17 protein-coding genes are annotated in these 17,027 nt (G+C 68.5%); 13 read left to right on the forward strand and 4 right to left on the reverse strand.

All coding sequences use genetic code 11. The features are described from left to right. Positions 1–13: 13 nt before the first annotated feature. Positions 14–289, reverse strand: coding sequence for an Lrp/AsnC family transcriptional regulator (locus tag NV1_RS16485; protein WP_067892132.1), 276 nt, complete (start codon positions 287–289; stop codon positions 14–16). 91 nt (positions 290–380) lie between these two features. Then, positions 381–2,192, reverse strand: a complete 1,812-nt coding sequence (locus tag NV1_RS16490; RefSeq protein WP_067892134.1) for a DEDD exonuclease domain-containing protein — start codon at positions 2,190–2,192, stop codon at positions 381–383. Positions 2,193–2,739: 547 nt separating this feature from the next. On the opposite strand from NV1_RS16490, the gene NV1_RS16495 reads away from it, so the two are divergent. From NV1_RS16495 to NV1_RS16540, 10 genes are all read left to right on the forward strand, one after another. After that, the gene (locus NV1_RS16495) at positions 2,740–3,324 is read left to right on the forward strand and encodes a C40 family peptidase (protein WP_067892246.1); all 585 of its coding nucleotides are present in this window, start codon (positions 2,740–2,742) and stop codon (positions 3,322–3,324) included. 187 nt (positions 3,325–3,511) lie between these two features. Further along, a complete protein-coding gene (locus tag NV1_RS16500; RefSeq protein WP_084525459.1) occupies positions 3,512–4,522 on the forward strand; it encodes an NlpC/P60 family protein in 1,011 nt (336 codons plus the stop codon). Positions 4,523–4,552: 30 nt separating this feature from the next. Continuing rightward, entirely contained in the window at positions 4,553–5,560 is a 1,008-nt protein-coding gene (locus tag NV1_RS16505) for a hypothetical protein (protein ID WP_067892135.1), read from the forward strand. A 287-nt stretch (positions 5,561–5,847) separates the two neighbouring features. After that, positions 5,848–7,011, forward strand: a complete 1,164-nt coding sequence (locus NV1_RS16510) for a glycosyltransferase family 4 protein (RefSeq protein ID WP_067892138.1) — start codon at positions 5,848–5,850, stop codon at positions 7,009–7,011. 10 nt (positions 7,012–7,021) lie between these two features. Continuing rightward, the gene (locus NV1_RS16515; RefSeq protein ID WP_067892139.1) at positions 7,022–7,417 is read left to right on the forward strand and encodes a polyketide cyclase / dehydrase and lipid transport; all 396 of its coding nucleotides are present in this window, start codon (positions 7,022–7,024) and stop codon (positions 7,415–7,417) included. A gap of 46 nt (positions 7,418–7,463) precedes the next feature. Beyond that, entirely contained in the window at positions 7,464–7,901 is a 438-nt protein-coding gene (locus tag NV1_RS16520) for an SRPBCC family protein (RefSeq protein WP_067892141.1), read from the forward strand. Between the two features lie 104 nt (positions 7,902–8,005). Then, positions 8,006–9,250, forward strand: a complete 1,245-nt coding sequence (locus tag NV1_RS16525) for an ArsA family ATPase (RefSeq protein ID WP_084525442.1) — start codon at positions 8,006–8,008, stop codon at positions 9,248–9,250. After that, positions 9,247–9,792 carry a hypothetical protein gene (locus NV1_RS44940; protein ID WP_174557453.1) on the forward strand — a complete coding sequence of 182 codons (546 nt, stop codon included), beginning with the start codon at positions 9,247–9,249 and terminating at the stop codon, positions 9,790–9,792. Before NV1_RS16525 ends, NV1_RS44940 begins: the two co-directional genes overlap by 4 nt. Further along, positions 9,789–10,874 (forward strand): ROK family protein, encoded by a 1,086-nt coding sequence (locus tag NV1_RS16535; RefSeq protein ID WP_084525443.1) that lies wholly within the window; start codon positions 9,789–9,791, stop codon positions 10,872–10,874. Before NV1_RS44940 ends, NV1_RS16535 begins: the two co-directional genes overlap by 4 nt. 134 nt (positions 10,875–11,008) lie before the next feature. After that, the gene (locus tag NV1_RS16540) at positions 11,009–11,734 is read left to right on the forward strand and encodes a lysophospholipid acyltransferase family protein (RefSeq protein WP_067892146.1); all 726 of its coding nucleotides are present in this window, start codon (positions 11,009–11,011) and stop codon (positions 11,732–11,734) included. A 48-nt stretch (positions 11,735–11,782) separates the two neighbouring features. Here the strand turns inward: NV1_RS16540 and NV1_RS16545 are convergent, their stop codons facing one another. Further along, on the reverse strand, positions 11,783–12,271 hold the full coding sequence (locus tag NV1_RS16545) for a polyadenylate-specific 3'-exoribonuclease AS (protein WP_067892148.1): 489 nt from the start codon (positions 12,269–12,271) through the stop codon (positions 11,783–11,785). 90 nt (positions 12,272–12,361) lie between these two features. Between NV1_RS16545 and NV1_RS16550 the strand changes: the two genes are divergently transcribed. Further along, positions 12,362–13,747: a class II 3-deoxy-7-phosphoheptulonate synthase gene (locus NV1_RS16550; RefSeq protein ID WP_067892150.1), complete on the forward strand. Its 1,386-nt coding sequence runs from the start codon at positions 12,362–12,364 to the stop codon at positions 13,745–13,747. A gap of 26 nt (positions 13,748–13,773) precedes the next feature. Further along, positions 13,774–14,073, forward strand: a complete 300-nt coding sequence (locus NV1_RS16555; RefSeq protein WP_067892152.1) for a hypothetical protein — start codon at positions 13,774–13,776, stop codon at positions 14,071–14,073. A 239-nt stretch (positions 14,074–14,312) separates the two neighbouring features. Here the strand turns inward: NV1_RS16555 and pknB are convergent, their stop codons facing one another. Next, complete coding sequence (gene pknB, locus NV1_RS16565; RefSeq protein WP_067892250.1) at positions 14,313–16,247, reverse strand: Stk1 family PASTA domain-containing Ser/Thr kinase; 1,935 nt, start codon at positions 16,245–16,247, stop codon at positions 14,313–14,315. Between the two features lie 115 nt (positions 16,248–16,362). On the opposite strand from pknB, the gene NV1_RS16570 reads away from it, so the two are divergent. Then, entirely contained in the window at positions 16,363–16,731 is a 369-nt protein-coding gene (locus tag NV1_RS16570) for an Rv2175c family DNA-binding protein (RefSeq protein ID WP_067892157.1), read from the forward strand. Positions 16,732–17,027 lie beyond the last annotated feature (296 nt).

Consider the following 17,027-nt stretch of genomic DNA (forward strand, 5'->3'; position numbering starts at 1 on the left):
ACGTCCGGTCGGGTCATTCGCCGATGGAGAATCCGGCCTCTACCTCGGCTCGCGAATAGGATTTGAACGCGATGTGCGTGGTCGTGCGCAACACGCCCGCGGTCTTGTTGACGTGGCCGGTGACCACCTCGGCGATCCGCTCGTGATCGCGCACCCGCACCACCGCGATGAGGTCCACATCGCCCGCGCACGAGTACACCTCGGTCACACCTTCCAGATCCGCCAGCGCCTGCGCCGTTTCGGGGATGCGGGCGGCGTCGGCGTGGATCAATACGATCGCGGTAATCATGCAGTGAGTCTAGATCGGGTGCTGTGCGCACCTCCGGGAAGACGTCGCGGACGCTGCCCGGGACATTGCCGATCGTGGTGGTCCTCGCTGATCAGGATTCGGTGCTGGTGAGGTAGTCGCGACCGATCGATTCGGTCCGGGCAGCGGCCTCGGCGCGCTCCATCCAGGTCAGCCAAGGGCCTGCGCCGGAACGAGGTTCGGCGTAGCCGTGCGAGGTGTGCACGATGCGGGTGCCGGGTCGTTCGAGCCAGGTGACGATGAGAGCGGTCTCCTCCGGTGGCGCGCCGCGGAGCGGGGGATGGAGCCGGTCTTCGGGAGATTCGGTTCCGGGGAGGGTGGGAGGTGGTACGCCCGCGGAATCGAGGCGGGCGGGGACGACGGTTTCGGCGGCCGCGACGAGAGCGTCCACGACAGGCATCGGCGGGACGCCGCGGGCGGCGGTTCCGGCGGCGGCCAGACGGCCGTAGCGGATCACCGCGAAATCCCATCCGCCGGCCTCGGCCCGCCGCGCGGCCACGAGTTCGGCGATGCGGGCCAGGGCCGCGAGCCGCTGGGTACGGCGCAGGGCGCGCACGACCGTGACGGTGCGGTCGCGGACTCGGGCGGCGACCTCGAAATGTTCAGCGGTGCAGGAGGTTTCGATATGTTCACGCATGGCGTGCAGGGGCAGGTCGGAGCGCCCCGCGAACAGGTCCCGCACCGCGCGGGCCGCCGGTGCGTATTCGCTTGCGGTGGTGAGGGTTCCGGATCTGCCCGCCGGACAGCCGCCGACCGTCGCCGGCGGGCACTGCGCGCCGTGCCGGCCGTTGCGCGGGATGCGGCCGGTGCAGGTGCGCAGGCCGCAGTACTCGGCGACGGTGGCCGCGAGCTCGCCGGCTGCGGCGCGGGACCCGAACGGCCCCAGGGCATCCCGAGTCGGAGTGCGGGTGATGGCGAAACGCGGGAAGGGTTCGTCGGTCAGGGTGATCCACCAGGCGCGCTGCGGGAATTTCGAGCGCCGGTTGTAGGGCGGGGTGTGCGCGACGAGCAGCCGCAATTCGCGCACACCCGCCTCGAGGCCGTGCGCGCACGGGACGTGCTCGACACGGGTGGCGAGGGCGACCATCTCCCGCATGCGCGGGCGGGTCTCCGATCCGGTGAAGTAGCTGCGGACGCGGCGACGCAGATTCACCGCCGTACCCACGTAGAGAACTTCGTCCGAGGGGCCGCGGAACAGATAGACCCCGGGCACGCTCGGCAGATCGGCGGCGAGGAAGCGTTTGGAGCGGTGCCGGCGGGTCGCCGCGGGTAGATAGTCGGCCAGTTCGGTCAGGCTGTGCACGCCCAGATTGCCGACCCGGCCGATGAGCGCGTGCAGGACGTCTACGGTGGCGCGGGCGTCATCGAGGGCCCGGTGGGTGGGGCGGGTCTGCGCGCCGAGCAGTTCGGCCAGTGCGGACAGGCGCACGGTGGGCGCCTCGTCGCGGGCCAGGATCCGCCGGGCCAACTGCACCGTGCACAAGACCTGGAAGGCGGGCCAGGCGGTCGCGCACCGGGCCGCGGCGGCCTTCAGGAAGCCGATGTCGAAACGGGCGTTGTGCGCGACGAGGACCGCTCCTGCCGCGAATTCCAGAAATCCGGGCAGTACCGCCTCGATCCGCGGCGCGGTGCGGACCATCGCGGTGGTGATCCCGGTGATCTGCACGACCTGCGGTGGAATCGCGCGGCCCGGATCGACGAGGGTGGCGAATTCGCCCAGCACCTCACCACCGCGCACCTTGACCGCGCCGATCTCGGTGATGGCATCGCCGTCCGGGCTGGTTCCGGTGGTTTCCAGGTCCACGACGACGAAGGTCGTGTCGTACAGCGGGGTGTCCAGATCGTCGAAGGCCAGCTGGGCCGGGCGCGGGGCGGAAGCGGACACGGCGGCAGCGTATCCGCGGGGTACGACAGAAATCGCGAATGCCGGTGCGGCTCGAGATCCGGCCGTAATACCCGACGCGCGGGGTCCGGTTGCGGACCAAACACCTAAAAGTGGTAAGCGTCACATTGATTCGGTTTCGGCATCACTCGCGCCGCTTTTCGGGATTTTGCGGTTTACGCGATCATGGACACTCGAGAGCCGCGCGGCAACCATTCAGCAAGCAGACCGTACGGTCGCGTCACTGTTGTCGCGCCATTTGCCACGTGCTGATTTCCCGATCGGGCCGATTCGAAACCGATATTCCGCCTTCGACTGCCGCGGGCGCGTCGGCTCGAGGGAAAGCCCAGTTCGCGGCTGGTTGTTATGGTTTCGTGATTGGTGTGATTCATATCGCAGAAAGTGATGCTCGCAAAAGTTGTCGACTTCTGCTGCGCATGTTCGCGGCTTTACAACGCACCGTTATGTGTTCGTAATCTTGCCGGGACCTCGCGGAGTTCGACGTGCCACCGGGTGCGGCGTCGCGGGGCAGATGAGGAGTCACCGCATCATGGCGATCAAGCGACACGCCCACCGGGCCGTTGCGGCCGGAGCCGTCGGCGCTGCCACCCTCAGCGCACTGCTGTTGTCCACCGCGCCCGCCACGGCCGCACCGGTCACCGTTCCGGGGATCGGCAACGTCGAGGTGCCCGATCAGGTCCTCGGCGCGATTCCGAAAAACGCCATTCCGCCGAACGTGATTCCGCCGGGTGTGGTCATCCCCGGCATCTCCGCGACGCCCGCCCCGGCCGAATCGGTGGGTCAGCGCGCGGCGAACGCCGCCCTCTCCCGCGTCGGCGACCCCTACGTCTACGGCGCCGCCGGTCCGAACGCCTTCGACTGCTCGGGCCTGGTGAAGTGGTCCTACGCGCAGGCCGGCCGCGACCTTCCCCGCACCAGTTACGCCCAGCTCTCCGCGGGCGCCCCTGTCGCCCTGAACGACCTACAGCCCGGCGATGTGGTGTCGTACTACGGCGGCAGTCACTCGGGCATCTACGTGGGCAACGGCAACATCGTGCACGCCTCCACCTACGGTCAGCCCGTCAAGGTCGCGCCCTTGCACGCGATGCCCATCGCCGGTGCCCGGCGCTACTGACCACCGGAAAGACTGTGATCGTTTTGTGCTGTGCTGGACATCGTGGGACGCTGTTCCGTAACCTGATCGAGACCTTCGTGATGATTAGTCCGGAACACGGAATGGGGCCCTGCAGGCAGTGACCGCGCACGATCGGAACAGACGAACCAGACGCCTGGTGGGCGGGTCATTGGCGGTGGGCGCGTTGATGTTCGGTGCGGGTACCGGTGGCGGTGCCTTCGCGGAACCGGTCACGCCGCCGACCAGCGCCAGCGATGCGGTACAGAAGCTGATCGATCTGTCCCATCAATCCGAGCAGCTCAATCAGCAGGCGCTGGGCGCGCAGCAGGACCTCGACGCGAAACTCGGTGTCGAACGAACGGCAGACGGCGAACTCACCCGGGCCAACCAGGTGGTCGACGCCGCCCAGGCCGAGGTGCGCAAATATCAACCGGCCGTTGACCGTACGGCGATGGCCGCCTATATGGGCGCGCGCACCAACCGGATGTTCTCGGTGCTGGCCAGTGATTCGCCGCAGCAACTGCTGGATCAGATGTCCACGCTGGATGTGCTGCAGGCCCAGACCAGTGAGCAACTCGCCCAGTTCACGAAGGCGACCGCCGCGGCCACCGCGGCACAGTCCACCGCACACAAGGCTTCCGACGCCGCCCACACGGCCGCGCAGAAGGCCGACGCGGTTCGGGTGGATCTGGAGAAGAAGCGCGCGGATCTGCAAGGCGCGATCGCCCAGGTGATTCAGGCCTGGGGCGCGCTGTCGGCGGGGGACAAGAGCTCGCTGGCCGGATCGCTGTTTCCGCCGGGCTTCGATCGCGACGCGCTGCTGCGCGGATTGGTACCCGGCAGCGGCACGAGTGCGCTGGCCGCCGGGATGACCCGGGTCGGCGATCCGTACGTCTGGGGTGCGACCGGTCCGGATCAGTTCGACTGCTCGGGCTTGGTGCAGTGGGCTTTCCATCATGTCGGTATCAATCTGCCGCGGACCAGTCAGCAGCAGGCCACCGTCGGCACCCCGGTGCCGCGGGATCAGCTGCAACCCGGTGACGTGGTGTTCTTCTACTCCGATGCCTCCCATGTGGGGATCTACGCGGGCAACGGACTCCTCTTGCATGCTTCGACATTCGGCGTCCCGGTGAAGGTGGCGCCGATGGGGTCGTTCCCCTTCTACGGGGCGCGGCGGTACTGGATCGGGATGCCCTAATCACAACGAGGTGAGCGCGAGCGTGCTGATATGACTGCGTGGACTCGGGTTCGTAACTGGTTGGCGGCCAAGCGGCGGTTCGAGTTCGTCGCGACGATGGCGATGGTGATCGCGTTGACCGCGGTCGGCGGTGCGCTGGTGTTGCTACCGAAATCGGTGCTGTACGTTCGCCCGGTGCCCGCGACCGCGGATGCGGCCGTACCCTCGGCTCCGGCCGATCCGCAGCTACCGGAGCTGCGCCGGACGATGGAGTCGTACGCACCCGTGGTCACCCGGCAGGTCTGCACGGCGGACGGTCGGCTGTCGGTGGTGCTCGGCCATCCCTATCAACGCCACGATGTGGACGCCCTGGCCGGCGACGTCGGCGCGGCGGTCGCGGCGGTGACCCAGTTGTGGGGCACCGACTGGGCTCGGCACGCGGTGATCGCGGTGGCCTCCGATTCCGCCGAATTCGCGGCGTTGACACATGACACCGGCGAGGTCTCCGATCAGGTCGCGGCGGCCTCGGTATCGGATCCGTTCGTCCCGCCCGCGCGCCCGACCGGGCAGCGCATCGTGTTCAGCGCCGCCGCGGGCCGCCGTCTGGGCCCCGACGGTATGCGCGAAACATTGCGGCACGAACTCACCCATATCGCTGCCCGCGCGGTCACCGTGGACGGCTCCCCGCAGTGGGTGCTGGAGGGTTTCGCCGAGTACTCCGCGCATCGCGATACCGGCCGCACGTTCGCCCAGCTCGCCCCGACCCTGACCGCGAGGGCACGAGCCGGCGCACTGCCCACGGACCTGCCCACCGACGCGGCGTTCGCCCCGGGCCAGGGCAACGAAGCCGACCTGGCCTACGAACAGGGCTGGTCGGCGAACGCCTACGTCGCCGAGCGGTTCGGCGAGTCGAAGCTGGTCGACCTCTACCGCCACCTGGCCACCGGACCACGAGATTCACCCGCCCTGGACAACGTCCTGCACAGCACCCTGGGCCTCGGCCGCACCGACTTCATCGCCCGCTGGCGGGACTGGATCAAAGACCGCGCAACCGCCTGAGCCGAACCGCTCGACAACCGGATTTCGCTGGGCCCGTGCGGTATTCGAAATCACCGGCGGATCGGATCAGGACTCGGCACGAATCCCCTTCGCGCCCCACAGTTCGGCGATCCGCCCGTCGGTGACGCGAAAGATCTCCAGCATCGTGGCCGGATTCGGCCGCGGCGAAAGATCGACGCCGGGTGATCAGATGTCCATCACAGCGGGGATGTGGATGCCGTGCAAGCTATTTCGGGGGAGCCGAGCCCGGACCGCGTGCCGGGCGCACACGTCAATAGACTGCCCACATGGCGCGCACCCTGCTGGTAACCAACGATTTCCCACCGAGACCGGGCGGTATCCAGTCCTATGTGCATGCGCTGGCCATGCAACTGCCGCCGGACGAGCTGGTGGTGTACGCGCCGCGGTGGCGCGGGGATTCGCATCTGCGATTCGACGCCGAACAGCCGTTCCAGGTCGTGCGTCACCCCACGACGCTGATGGTGCCCACACCGCTGGTGCTGCGGCGTGCGGCCAAACTGCTGCGCGACGAGCGGTGCGATTCGGTCTGGTTCGGTGCGGCCGCGCCGCTGGCGGCGATGTCGCCGCTGCTGCGCCGCGCCGGGGCCGAGCGCATCGTGGCCAGCACCCACGGGCACGAGGTGGGCTGGTCGATGCTGCCGGTCGCGCGGCAGGCGCTGCGGGCGATCGGCGACACCACCGACGCGATCACCTACGTCAGCAAATACACGCGGCGGCGTTTCGCCGCCGCCTTCGGCGCCCGGTCGGCGCTCGAGTATCTGCCGCCGGGGGTGGACAGCGAGGTCTTCCGTCCGGATCCGGCAGCGCGCGGGGAACTTCGGGCCCGCTACGGGCTCGGCGAGCGGCCGACGATCCTGTGCCTGTCCCGTCTCGTCCCGCGCAAGGGACAGGACATGTTGATCATGGCGATGCGCGAGATCAAGGATCGGGTGGACGGCGCGGTGCTGGTGATCGCCGGCGGCGGCCCGTACGAGGAGAAGTTGCGCGGGCTCGTGCAGGCGATGGAACTGTCCGATCAGGTCGTGTTCACCGGCCGGGTGCCCGCGGCCGAACTGGCCGCCCACCACACGATTGCCGACGTCTTCGCCATGCCGTGCCGCACCCGCGGCGCGGGACTGGACGTCGAGGGGCTGGGCATCGTCTACCTGGAGGCCTCGGCGACCGGTGTTCCGGTGGTGGCCGGGAATTCCGGCGGAGCACCGGAAACCGTGCGGGAGGGGCGGACCGGACGGGTCGTGGACGGACGTTCGACGGCGCAGATCACCGAGGCGATCGTGGAGATCCTGTCCGATCGCGACGCGGCGGCCGGTATGGGCGCGGCCGGACGGGAGTGGGTGAGCACCCAGTGGCGCTGGGATGCGCTCGGAGCCCGGCTGCGCGTGCTGTTGGACGGCAACGTGCGATCGAGCGGCGCGGATCGGTTGGGTTAGGCTCAGGCGCATGAGCAGCATCCAGGTGGCGGATCAAACCTTCGTCGCAGCCCCCGGAAGTGCGGTCGGCGAGGTTCTCGCCGATCGCGCCCGCTGGCGTCGCTGGTGGCCCGACCTCGCCCTCGAGGTGCGAGAGGACCGGGCCGACAAGGGAATCCGCTGGACGGTGAGCGGTGCGCTGACCGGAACCATGGAGGTGTGGTTGGAGCCGTCGCTGGACGGGGTCATCCTGCACTACTTCCTGCACGCCGAACCGGCCTCGGCCGTGCGCGACCTGGCCGCGGCCAACCGCGCCCGCCGGGTGGCCGGTAAGAAGATGTCGTTCGAGGTCAAGGCGCGCCTGGAGGCCGGTCGCGCGGCCGGCGAGCCCCCGGCGCACGCGTCGGCCGGCCGGATCACCTCCTGAATCCTGTTCTCCCGCACCGTACGTCGGAAAGGAAACGCTGTCAGTCATGGCCGACCGGACCCAGAGGTCGATCATCATCGATGCTTCGTCGGATCGGGTGATGTCCGTCATCGCCGATCTGGAGTCGTACCCGGAGTGGGTGGCGGCGGCGCGTACGGTGGAAATTCTCGACACATTCACCGACGGCCGGGCCCGGACCGCACGGTTCGTGCTGGACGCGGGCGTCGTCAAGGACACCTATGTGCTGTCCTACACCTGGCGCGCCGACGGCAAGGCGGTGAGCTGGCAACTCTCCAGCGGTGATCTGCAGAAGGCTCAGGACGGCACCTACGAGCTGATCGATCAGCCCGACGGCACCACCCAGGTCGTCTACGAGCTGACCGTGGATCTGACCATTCCGATGATCGGCATGTTCAAACGCAAGGCGGAGAAGGTCATCACCGACACCGCGCTCAAGGAACTCAAGAAGCGGGTCGAGGACTGACCGGATCAACGCCCTCCGCGGATCACCGAGCCGAGTCCGCGGCTCGCCCCGCGGGCTCCGACCAGGAGTCCTCGGCGGCTGCGTCGCGCGGGACTCGGCTGGAACTGTTCGCGGGCAAGGGCGGTGTCGGCAAGACGACGCTGGCCTGTGCCACGGCGATGGCGTACCGGGCCGCGGGGGAGTGCGTCCTGCTTGCCTCGCTCGATCAGGCGCATTCGCTGGGCGATGCGCTGGGCCACCGGTTCCCGCACGAGCCCGGGACGGTCGCCGGGGCGACATCCGTCCTGCCCGGACTGGACGTCATCGAAGTGGATTCCCTTGCGCTGCTGGAGGATCGCTTTCGCGAGGTGGTACGCCTGCTGGGCGGGGCGGGACACGAGCACGGGGTGGATCTGGGGTCGCTGGACCCGGCCGAACTGACCGGTCTGCCGGGTGTGCAGGAATTGCTGATGCTCACCGAGATCGCCCGGTTCGCCGACGAGGGCGACTGGGACGTCATCGTGGTCGACTGTCCGCCGACGGCGGACATGTTGCGCATCGTCACCGGCCCGAGCTCGCTGCTCGGCTATCTGGACCGGGTCTGGCCCCCGCACGCTCGCGCGATGAGTGCGAGCGGACGGGATCTGCGGCGGGCGATCGTGGCCGTGACCGCCGAGCGGATCGCCGGTGCGGTCACCCGGGTGCGGGATCTGCTCGCCGACCGGTCCCGCACGGGAATGCGGCTGATCACCGTCGCCGAACGCGTCGCGGTCGCCGAATCGGTGCGGGTGCGTTCGGCTGCGGCGCTGCTGGATCTGCGCCTGGACGAGGTAGTGGTGAACAAGGTGCTCCCGCCGCTGACCGACGCCGAGCCGTCCGAACATCCGGCGGTGCGCTGGTATGCCGAGCGGCGCGCCGAACAACTCGCCGTCATCGCCGATCTGCGCCTTCGCGTTCCGGATCTGGCGGTGCGGATCGCCCATCACAGCGGGGCCGAGCCCGTCGGCGCGGAACCGCTCGCGGCGTTGGCGGCCGAAACGCGCGGTAATCGGGCAGGAGTCGGCACAGACCCTATGCTGGGCGACGACGTGTCTGCCCGGAGCGCACGCCCCGGCCGGCCGCAGGTGCGACTCGAGTCGGGCAGCGGCCTGCAGTCGGTGTACACGCTGCGGCTGACGTTGCCCGTGGCCGACCCGGCGACGCTGCGGCTGGGACGAGTGGAGGACGATTTGATCGTGGGAGCGGACGGAATCCGGCGTCGGCTGCGGCTGGCCCCGGTCCTGCGGCGATGCACCGTCGACGGCGCCGAGCTGAGCGGTGGCCTGCTGGTCGTGCGCTTTCGCCCCGACCCCGAGGTATGGCCGCGATGAACGACGCACCGCCGCACGACGCCGAGCACGACGCACATATCGGTGAACTCGCCGAGGAACTGCGGCTGCTGGCCGAAGTGCTGCTCGAGCGGGTCGAACCGGTGCTGCGGCGCGCGTCCGCGGACGGTGGCGCCGAATGGGCCGGATGCAACTGGTGCCCGCTGTGCGCGGCGGCGGCGCTGGCGCGCGGGGAACATCACGACGTGGTCGCCTCCCTCGCCGCGCACGGGACCGCCATCGTGACGGTCCTGCGTGAGGCGCTGGCCGGTGTCCCGGTCGAGCCCGTCCTGCCGACCGATGCGGACGCGCCGCCGGATCGCGCAGCCGATGGTGGCGTGCCGAGGGAACCCGCGTCGCAACACGATTCGCCCGGCGAGCGGAGCTCGTTCGACCCGGGTGCTCCGGTGCCCGGCCGCGCGACCGCCACCCATGACGACGAAACTCGTTCCGTCGCGGCCGAATCACCAACGGGAGCGGGCTCGACGACATCGGGTGACAGCAGACCCCGGTACATCTCGATCCCGGTGCAGATCAAGGCATGACCGCACGCATCGGGCGGGAACGGCCCCTGACCGTCGGAATCGATGTCGGCGGCACCAACATTCGCGCGTCGGTCGTGGACGGCACGGGTGAGGTGCTCGACACCGTGCAGGCGCCGACCCCGCATTCGGAACGCGCACTCGAGGACGCGCTCGACCGTGCCGTGCGTGAGCTGTGTGGACGGCACCGGATCGGCGCGGTCGGCCTTGCGGTGGCCGGATTCGTCGACGAGACACGGACTTCGGTGCGCTTCGCCCCGCATCTGCCGTGGCAGGATTCACCGGTCGCGAGCCGCTTGTCCGAGCGGCTCGAGCTGCCGGTCATCCTGGAACACGATGCCAATGCCGCGATGTGGGCCGAATACCGGTTCGGCGCGGCGGCCGGTGCGCACAACGGCGTGCTGGTGGCGATCGGCACCGGAATCGGCGCGGCGCTGCTGGTCGGCGGCGAGCTGTATCGCGGGAGTTTCGGCGTGGCACCGGAATTGGGGCATCTGCAGGTCGTCCCGAACGGCCGCGCCTGCCCGTGCGGTAAACGCGGCTGCTGGGAGAGATACTGCAGCGGAACGGCATTGGTGGACACCGCGATCGAGATGCTGGCGATCGACCCGCTCCGTTCGACGATTCTGGCGCGCGAGGTGGCCCGGGACGCGGGCTCGCTCACCGGTCGCCGGGTCGCGGGCGCGGCACAGGACGGCGATCCGGTCGCGCTCGAGGTGCTGGCGGATTTCGCCCGCTGGCTGGGCCTGGGGCTGGCGTTCGTGAGCGATATCTTCGATCCGGATCTGGTGGTCATCGCGGGCGGGGTGAGCTCGTCGGCCCCGCTGTTCCTGGACGAGGCCCGCGAGCACTACGCGGCCTCGATCACCGGCGCTCGGCATCGGCCGCTGGCCCGCATCCGCACCACCCAGCTGGGTGAGGGCGCGGGCATGATCGGCGCCGCCGAACTGGCTCGGACGGCCCTGGGCGCGGGACCGCCCACGGCCGGTGCGGACCGCGCGAAGACGTCCTCGGCGGGACGCAAGTCCACCCGTTCGACCGCTCGCGAGGCCGCCCCCGGTGGACGCGCCGGAGCCCGCCGTTGATCACCGCATTCCGATGGTGTGAAATCCATCTTGCGAACTTGGTCACAACTCACAAGCGGCGGTAGAGTCGGCATCGGACTGTGGTGCCCGCGACGACGCCGGTAGCCGGAAATCAGACTGGGTGAAAGGACGCAATGTTCTACTGGCTGCTGAAGTATGTATTCCCAGGCCCGTTCATGCATCTTTTCAATCGACCGACGGTCGAGGGTGTGGAGAACATCCCGGCCGACGGACCGGTGATACTCGCGGGCAATCATCTGTCGTTCACCGACTGGCTGTTCACGCCATTGATGAGCCCTCGCCGGATCACTTATCTGGCCAAGGCCGAATACTTCACCTCCCCGGGCATCAAGGGTCGCTTGCAGAAGTGGTTCTTCGCGGGCTCGGGTCAGTACCCGATCGACCGCAGCGGGGCCGATGCCGCGGAGAGCGCACTCAACACGGCGCGCAAACTGCTGAACGAGGGCCGCGTGGTCGGGCTGTATCCGGAGGGCACCCGTTCGCCCGACGGACGGCTCTACAAGGGCAAGACCGGCGTCGCGCGCCTGGCGCTGGAGACCGGCGTCCCGGTGATTCCGGTCGCGCTGATCGGCACCGACGAGGTCTGCCCGCCCGGACCGTTCCGCTGGCGGCTACGCAAGGTGAACGTGAAGTTCGGTAAGCCGATCGACTTCTCCCGCTACGAAGGGATGGGCGGCAACCGTTTCGTCGAGCGTGCGGTCACCGACGAGATCATGTACGAGCTGATGCGGATGTCCGGGCGCGAGTACGTGGACGTGTACGCGGCCAGTTTGAAAAGGGCTGTGCCCTCGGGCAGCCGTCCCGACGCGGACCGGGTGCCCGAAGCGATCGCCGGTTAGATCCGTTTCCTCCCAAGGGAATTCACCGCCCGAACCCAGCGCGCCGCATCACATGCGGCGCGCTTTCTCTATCGCCTCGAATTTGGCCAGATTGTGCCGGGCGTCGGCCAAGGCGTCGTGCGCATCGGCCGGGATCGGCGGCAATGCCGGACGTCCGGCCATTTCCCAGTGCTGCCGCAGTTCGTTCGTATAGCGCGGCATGTTGCCGGGCAGATCGACCATCGAACCCCACAGTTGGCACAGCGCCACGTGGTCGTAGGCGCCGACCCAGGCCCACAGCTCCGGCTCGATGCCGGTGCGCGGGATCAGGAAGCGGTGGATCTCGTCGCGGATCTGCCGGCGGGTGCGCCACAGTGGAGAGGACGGGGCGGGCAGTTTGGGAAGTACGTTGCGCCGCACCCACGGGCCCGCCTTCGCCGGATCGAATTCGCTGGAGACCGCGTAGTACTCGCGTCCGTCCTCGCAGACGATGCCGATCGAGACCAGGTCGATGGTGGTGCCGTCCTCGATGAATTCCGAGTCGTAGAAGTAGCGCACCGGTCGAGGTTACGGCGTGTTCGCCGCGCGTTCGCGAGCTGCCCCACCTCCGAGTTCGCACGAGTTTGCGGCCGAATCTATTCTTGTCTGGTGAACTGGACCGTCGACGTACCGATCGATCGCTTGCCGGAGTTGCCTCCGCTCCCCGCGGAAATGCGTCGCCGGCTCGACGACGCATTGGCTCGCACCGCGTTGCAGCAGCCGTCCTGGGATGCCGAACAGGCCGAGCGGATGCGCACGGTGCTGGAGAGTGTCCCGCCGATCTGCGTTCCGGCCGAGGTCGAGGAGCTGCGTGCCCATCTCGCCGAGGTGGCGCGCGGTGAGGCCTTCCTGATGCAGGGCGGCGATTGCGCGGAGACGTTCGCCGATAACACCGAACCGCACATCCGCGGCAATATCCGCACCCTGCTGCAGATGGCCGTGGTGCTGACCTACGGCGCGAGCCTGCCGGTGGTGAAGGTGGCCCGCATCGCGGGGCAATACGCCAAGCCGCGTTCGGCCGATACCGATGCCAAGGGGCTCAAGTCCTATCGCGGCGACATGGTGAACTCGATCGTCGCGGATGCCGCATTGCGCGAACACGATCCGTCGCGTCTGGTGCGCGCCTACGCCAACGCCAGCGCGGCGATGAACCTGGTGCGCGCGCTGACCGGTGCAGGCATGGCCGACCTGCACAAGGTGCACGACTGGAATCGCGATTTCGTCGCGCAGTCCCCGGCCGGTGCCCGGTACGAGCAGCTGGCCGAGGAGATCGACCGCGGCCTGCGGTTCATGACCGCCTGCCGGGTGCAGGACCCGAGCCTGCAGGCGGCCAAGATCTATGCCAGCCACGAGGCGCTGGTGCTGGACTACGAGCGTGCGATGTTGCGGCTGGCGTACAACGCCGCCGGTGATCCGGTGCTCTACGACCTTTCCGCGCATTTCCTGTGGATCGGTGAGCGCACCCGTCAGCTGGATGGTGCGCATATCGCCTTCGCGGAACTGCTGGCGAATCCGATCGGGCTCAAGATCGGTCCCGGCACCACCCCGGACCAGGCGGTGGAGTACGTCGAACGGCTCGATCCGAACAACGAGCCGGGCCGGTTGACGCTGGTGGCCCGGATGGGCAATCACAAGGTGCGCGAGGTTCTGCCGCCGATCATCGAGAAGGTGCAGGCGACCGGCCACCAGGTGATCTGGCAGTGCGATCCGATGCACGGCAACACGCACGAGTCCTCGACCGGTTACAAGACCCGGCACTTCGATCGGATCGTGGACGAGGTGCAGGGATTCTTCGAGGTGCACCGTGCGCTCGGCACCCATCCCGGCGGCCTGCACATCGAGCTGACCGGGGAGAACGTCACCGAATGTCTCGGTGGCGCGCAGGACATCTCGGATCTGGATCTGGAGGATCGGTACGAGACGGCCTGTGATCCGCGCCTGAACACTCAGCAGTCGCTGGAACTGGCCTTCCTAGTCGCCGAGATGCTGCGCTGATCGCCGGCGACGAGGGGTCAGCAGCGGTGAACGTCGTATTCCGTGGGGCGGGTGTCATGCGGGTCGATCCCGCCGATCGCACCATCCTGCGGTTGCTGCGCGACCGCGACCGGGACGGTATCCCGTCGGAGGTGGTGTTGCGCGACGGCAGTCGGCTACTGATCTTCAACATTTCCTGGGGTTACGATCCGGCCGCGGTCTCGGCGCAGGTGACGACGAACATCAGCCCGAGTATCGGCGGGGTCTCGGTGGATGTGTTCACCACCGACGCCGTTGTCGCGATCAATGATCCGGAGACCGGAGCCCCGCTGCTCGCGGTTGCCTGAGTAAGTCGTTATCGGTCGGCGCCTGTTCTCCGGCCGGATGTCTGCCACCCGGACGTTCACCGACCGGATCGGCGGCATTTCCGGTTCGATTCACGAATTCCGCTGTGCACCAGAGGAACAGTCGCAGGTCGTCGGGATCGGCTCGCAGGAGCCGCTCGGGCAGGTCCATCGATCTGGCCGCGAACCGGCCTCGGCATCAGCCGGTCACCTGCTGGCCGGTGCGAGTATCGGGGCGCCGGTCAGAACGGCAGGACGGTCAGGGTGATCGTGCTGCCCGGCGCCACATTGGTGCCGCCGAACGGCGTCTGCACGCGCACCGTCCCGCGCTCGGTGCTGAACACCTGATTCAGCACGACCTTGAAGCCCAGACTCTCCAATTCCGAGCGTGCCTGGCTCGCGCTCTTGCCCACCTCGTCGGGCACCTGCACCGAATTCGACACGATGAGCGTCACCGAACTGCCCGACAGCGCGGTCGTGCCCGCGGCCGGATCGGTGCCGATCACCTGATCGGCCTTCATTCGCGCATCGAATTGAGTTCTGGTGTCCTGCACGGTGATTCCCACACTCTGCAGCTCCGCTCTGGCCTCGTCGACACTCTTGCCGCTCACATCGGGCAGGGTGACCTGAACGGATCCCTTGCTGCGGAACATCTTCACCGTGGCGCCCGAGGGCAGCACCGTACCCGGTGCCGGATCCAATTTCGCCACCGAGCCTTTCGGCGCGGTGCTGGCGATTTCGCCGCTGTCCACGGGAATCAGACCTTGGTCGCGGATCGCCTGTTCGACCGTCTGCACGTCCTGGCCGGAGTGGAACTGCGGCACCTGGGGTTTGCCGCTGGACACCAGGATCGCGACCGTCGACCCCTTCAGCACGCGCGCCCCCGCGGACGGATCCGTGCCGACGACGCCGCCGACCGGGACGGTGTCCGAGGCCTTGTTGCGCTGTGTGGTGGAGAATCCGGCCTGTTGCAGTGCAGTGGTCGCCGCGGCGCTGTCCATACCCGCGATCGCCGGAACCGCCGAATACCGCTCGACGCCCAGATACCAGCCGCCGACGCCGAGCAGCAGGGCCAGCGCCACGACGATCGCCGCCCAGATCATCACCCGCCGCCGGGAACGATTGCGGTCGTCGTCGTATTCGGGGTAGTAGGGCCGGCGCGGTTCGGGCGGCGGCGCGTAGCCCGTCGGCTCGGCCCGCGAACGTGAGGTGGTCAGCACCCGGGTGTGTGGTGAGGCGGCCGGTTCGGCGGCCAGACGGGTCGTCGCGGGTTCGCCGGGTGCGGGAGCTTGCGGGCCGACCGCGCGATAACGGGCGGATTGGTGCTCGGCCGATTCACGGGGCGCGGGGACCCGGTAGGCGGGCAGATCCAGCTCCCGCACGATCCGCCGCAACTCCCCGGCCATCTCGGTGGCGTCGGCGAATCGGTGTGCGGGCTCGCGGGCGGTGGCGCGCGCGACCAGCTCGTCGAATTCCGGTGGCACGCCCTCGATGAACCGGCTGGGGTTCGGGACGTCCTTCTCCACCCGCTGATAGGCGATCGACAACGAGGTGTCACCGGTGAACGGCGTTCTGCCGGTCAGCATTTCGAAGATCAGGATACCGAAGGAGTACACGTCGCTGCGCGCGTCGGCGCTGCCGTCGGCGACCTGTTCGGGGGACAGGTACGCCGCGGTGCCGAGGATGACGCTCGAAGAGGTCATATTCGATCCCGCCACCGCGCGGACCAGGCCGAAATCGGCGATCTTGACCTCACCGGCGTCCGAGATCAGTACGTTCTCGGGTTTGACGTCGCGATGGACCAGTCCCGAGCGATGTGCCACCCCGATCGCGGCCAGCACCGGCTCGGCGACCGCGGCCACCGCGTGCGGGGGCATCGGGCCGCGCTCGCGCAGCAGTTCGCGCAGGGTGCCGCCCTCGACCAGTTCCATGATGAGGAACGGGTGGTCGCCGTCGACGCCCTGGTCGTACACCGCCACCAGAGCCGGGTGTTTGAGTTTGGCCACCGCGCGGGCCTCGAATTCGAAGCGGCTCAGGAACTGCGGGTCCCCGGCGAACTTCGGATCCATCACCTTGATCGCGACCGGCCGGTCCAAGCGCGTGTCCACCCCACGGAACACCATCGACATGCCACCCCGGGCGATCGGCGCATCGATGCGGTAGCGCCCGTCCAGCATCTGGCCGATCACCTGCTGTCCTCCGCCCTTCGCAAAGCTCTCACCTCTCGCTGTGCCACCCCGATGGCGGCACCACCGATCGTATAGGCGAGAACCGCAGACTACCGTTGTCGGCGTGAGCGCATTTCCATGCAGCGACGACGTGCTGCCGGAGTCGGTGACCCTGCTCGCCCTGCCCGATGTGGCCGAGCAACTGGGTATGGCCGTGACCAGGGTGCATCAGTTGCTGCGAGACCACCAGATCATCGCGGTCCGCCGCGACGGCATCGCGGGCATCCCGAAGGATTTCTTCGACTCCGACGATGCGATCGCCAAACACCTGACCGGCCTGATCACGGTCATGCGTGATGCGAAATACACCGACGAGGAGATCCTGGAATGGATCTACCGCGACGACTCGTCCCTGCCCGGCCGCCCGATCGACGCCATCCACGGCCCCCTCGCCCGCGAAGTCCTCCGCCGGGCCGCCGCAGACCCGTTCTGAAGCTGGATCTTCGGCCTCCGCTCCGACTGTTCGCGGCCCCCGAAGTCGCACCGTTCGGCCCTGTGCCGGGTACTCGTTGCTCGCACCCGCCACTTCGACCGGCGGGACAGGCCCGCGAACGGCGTGGATTGCCTCCGCTCCGCTCCGGCCGTTCGCGGCCCTGAAGGTCTCGCCGTTCGGCCCCGTGTCGGGCACTCGTTCCTCGCATCCGCCACGCGTGCGAGCGGCGAGACAGGCCGCGAACGGTGTTGGATTGTCTCCGCTTCGCTGCGGCGTGTTCGCGGCCTCCGGAGGTC

Origin of the sequence: Nocardia vaccinii NBRC 15922 (assembly GCF_001613305.1) — a bacterium.
Taxonomy (GTDB): domain Bacteria; phylum Actinomycetota; class Actinomycetes; order Mycobacteriales; family Mycobacteriaceae; genus Nocardia; species Nocardia vaccinii.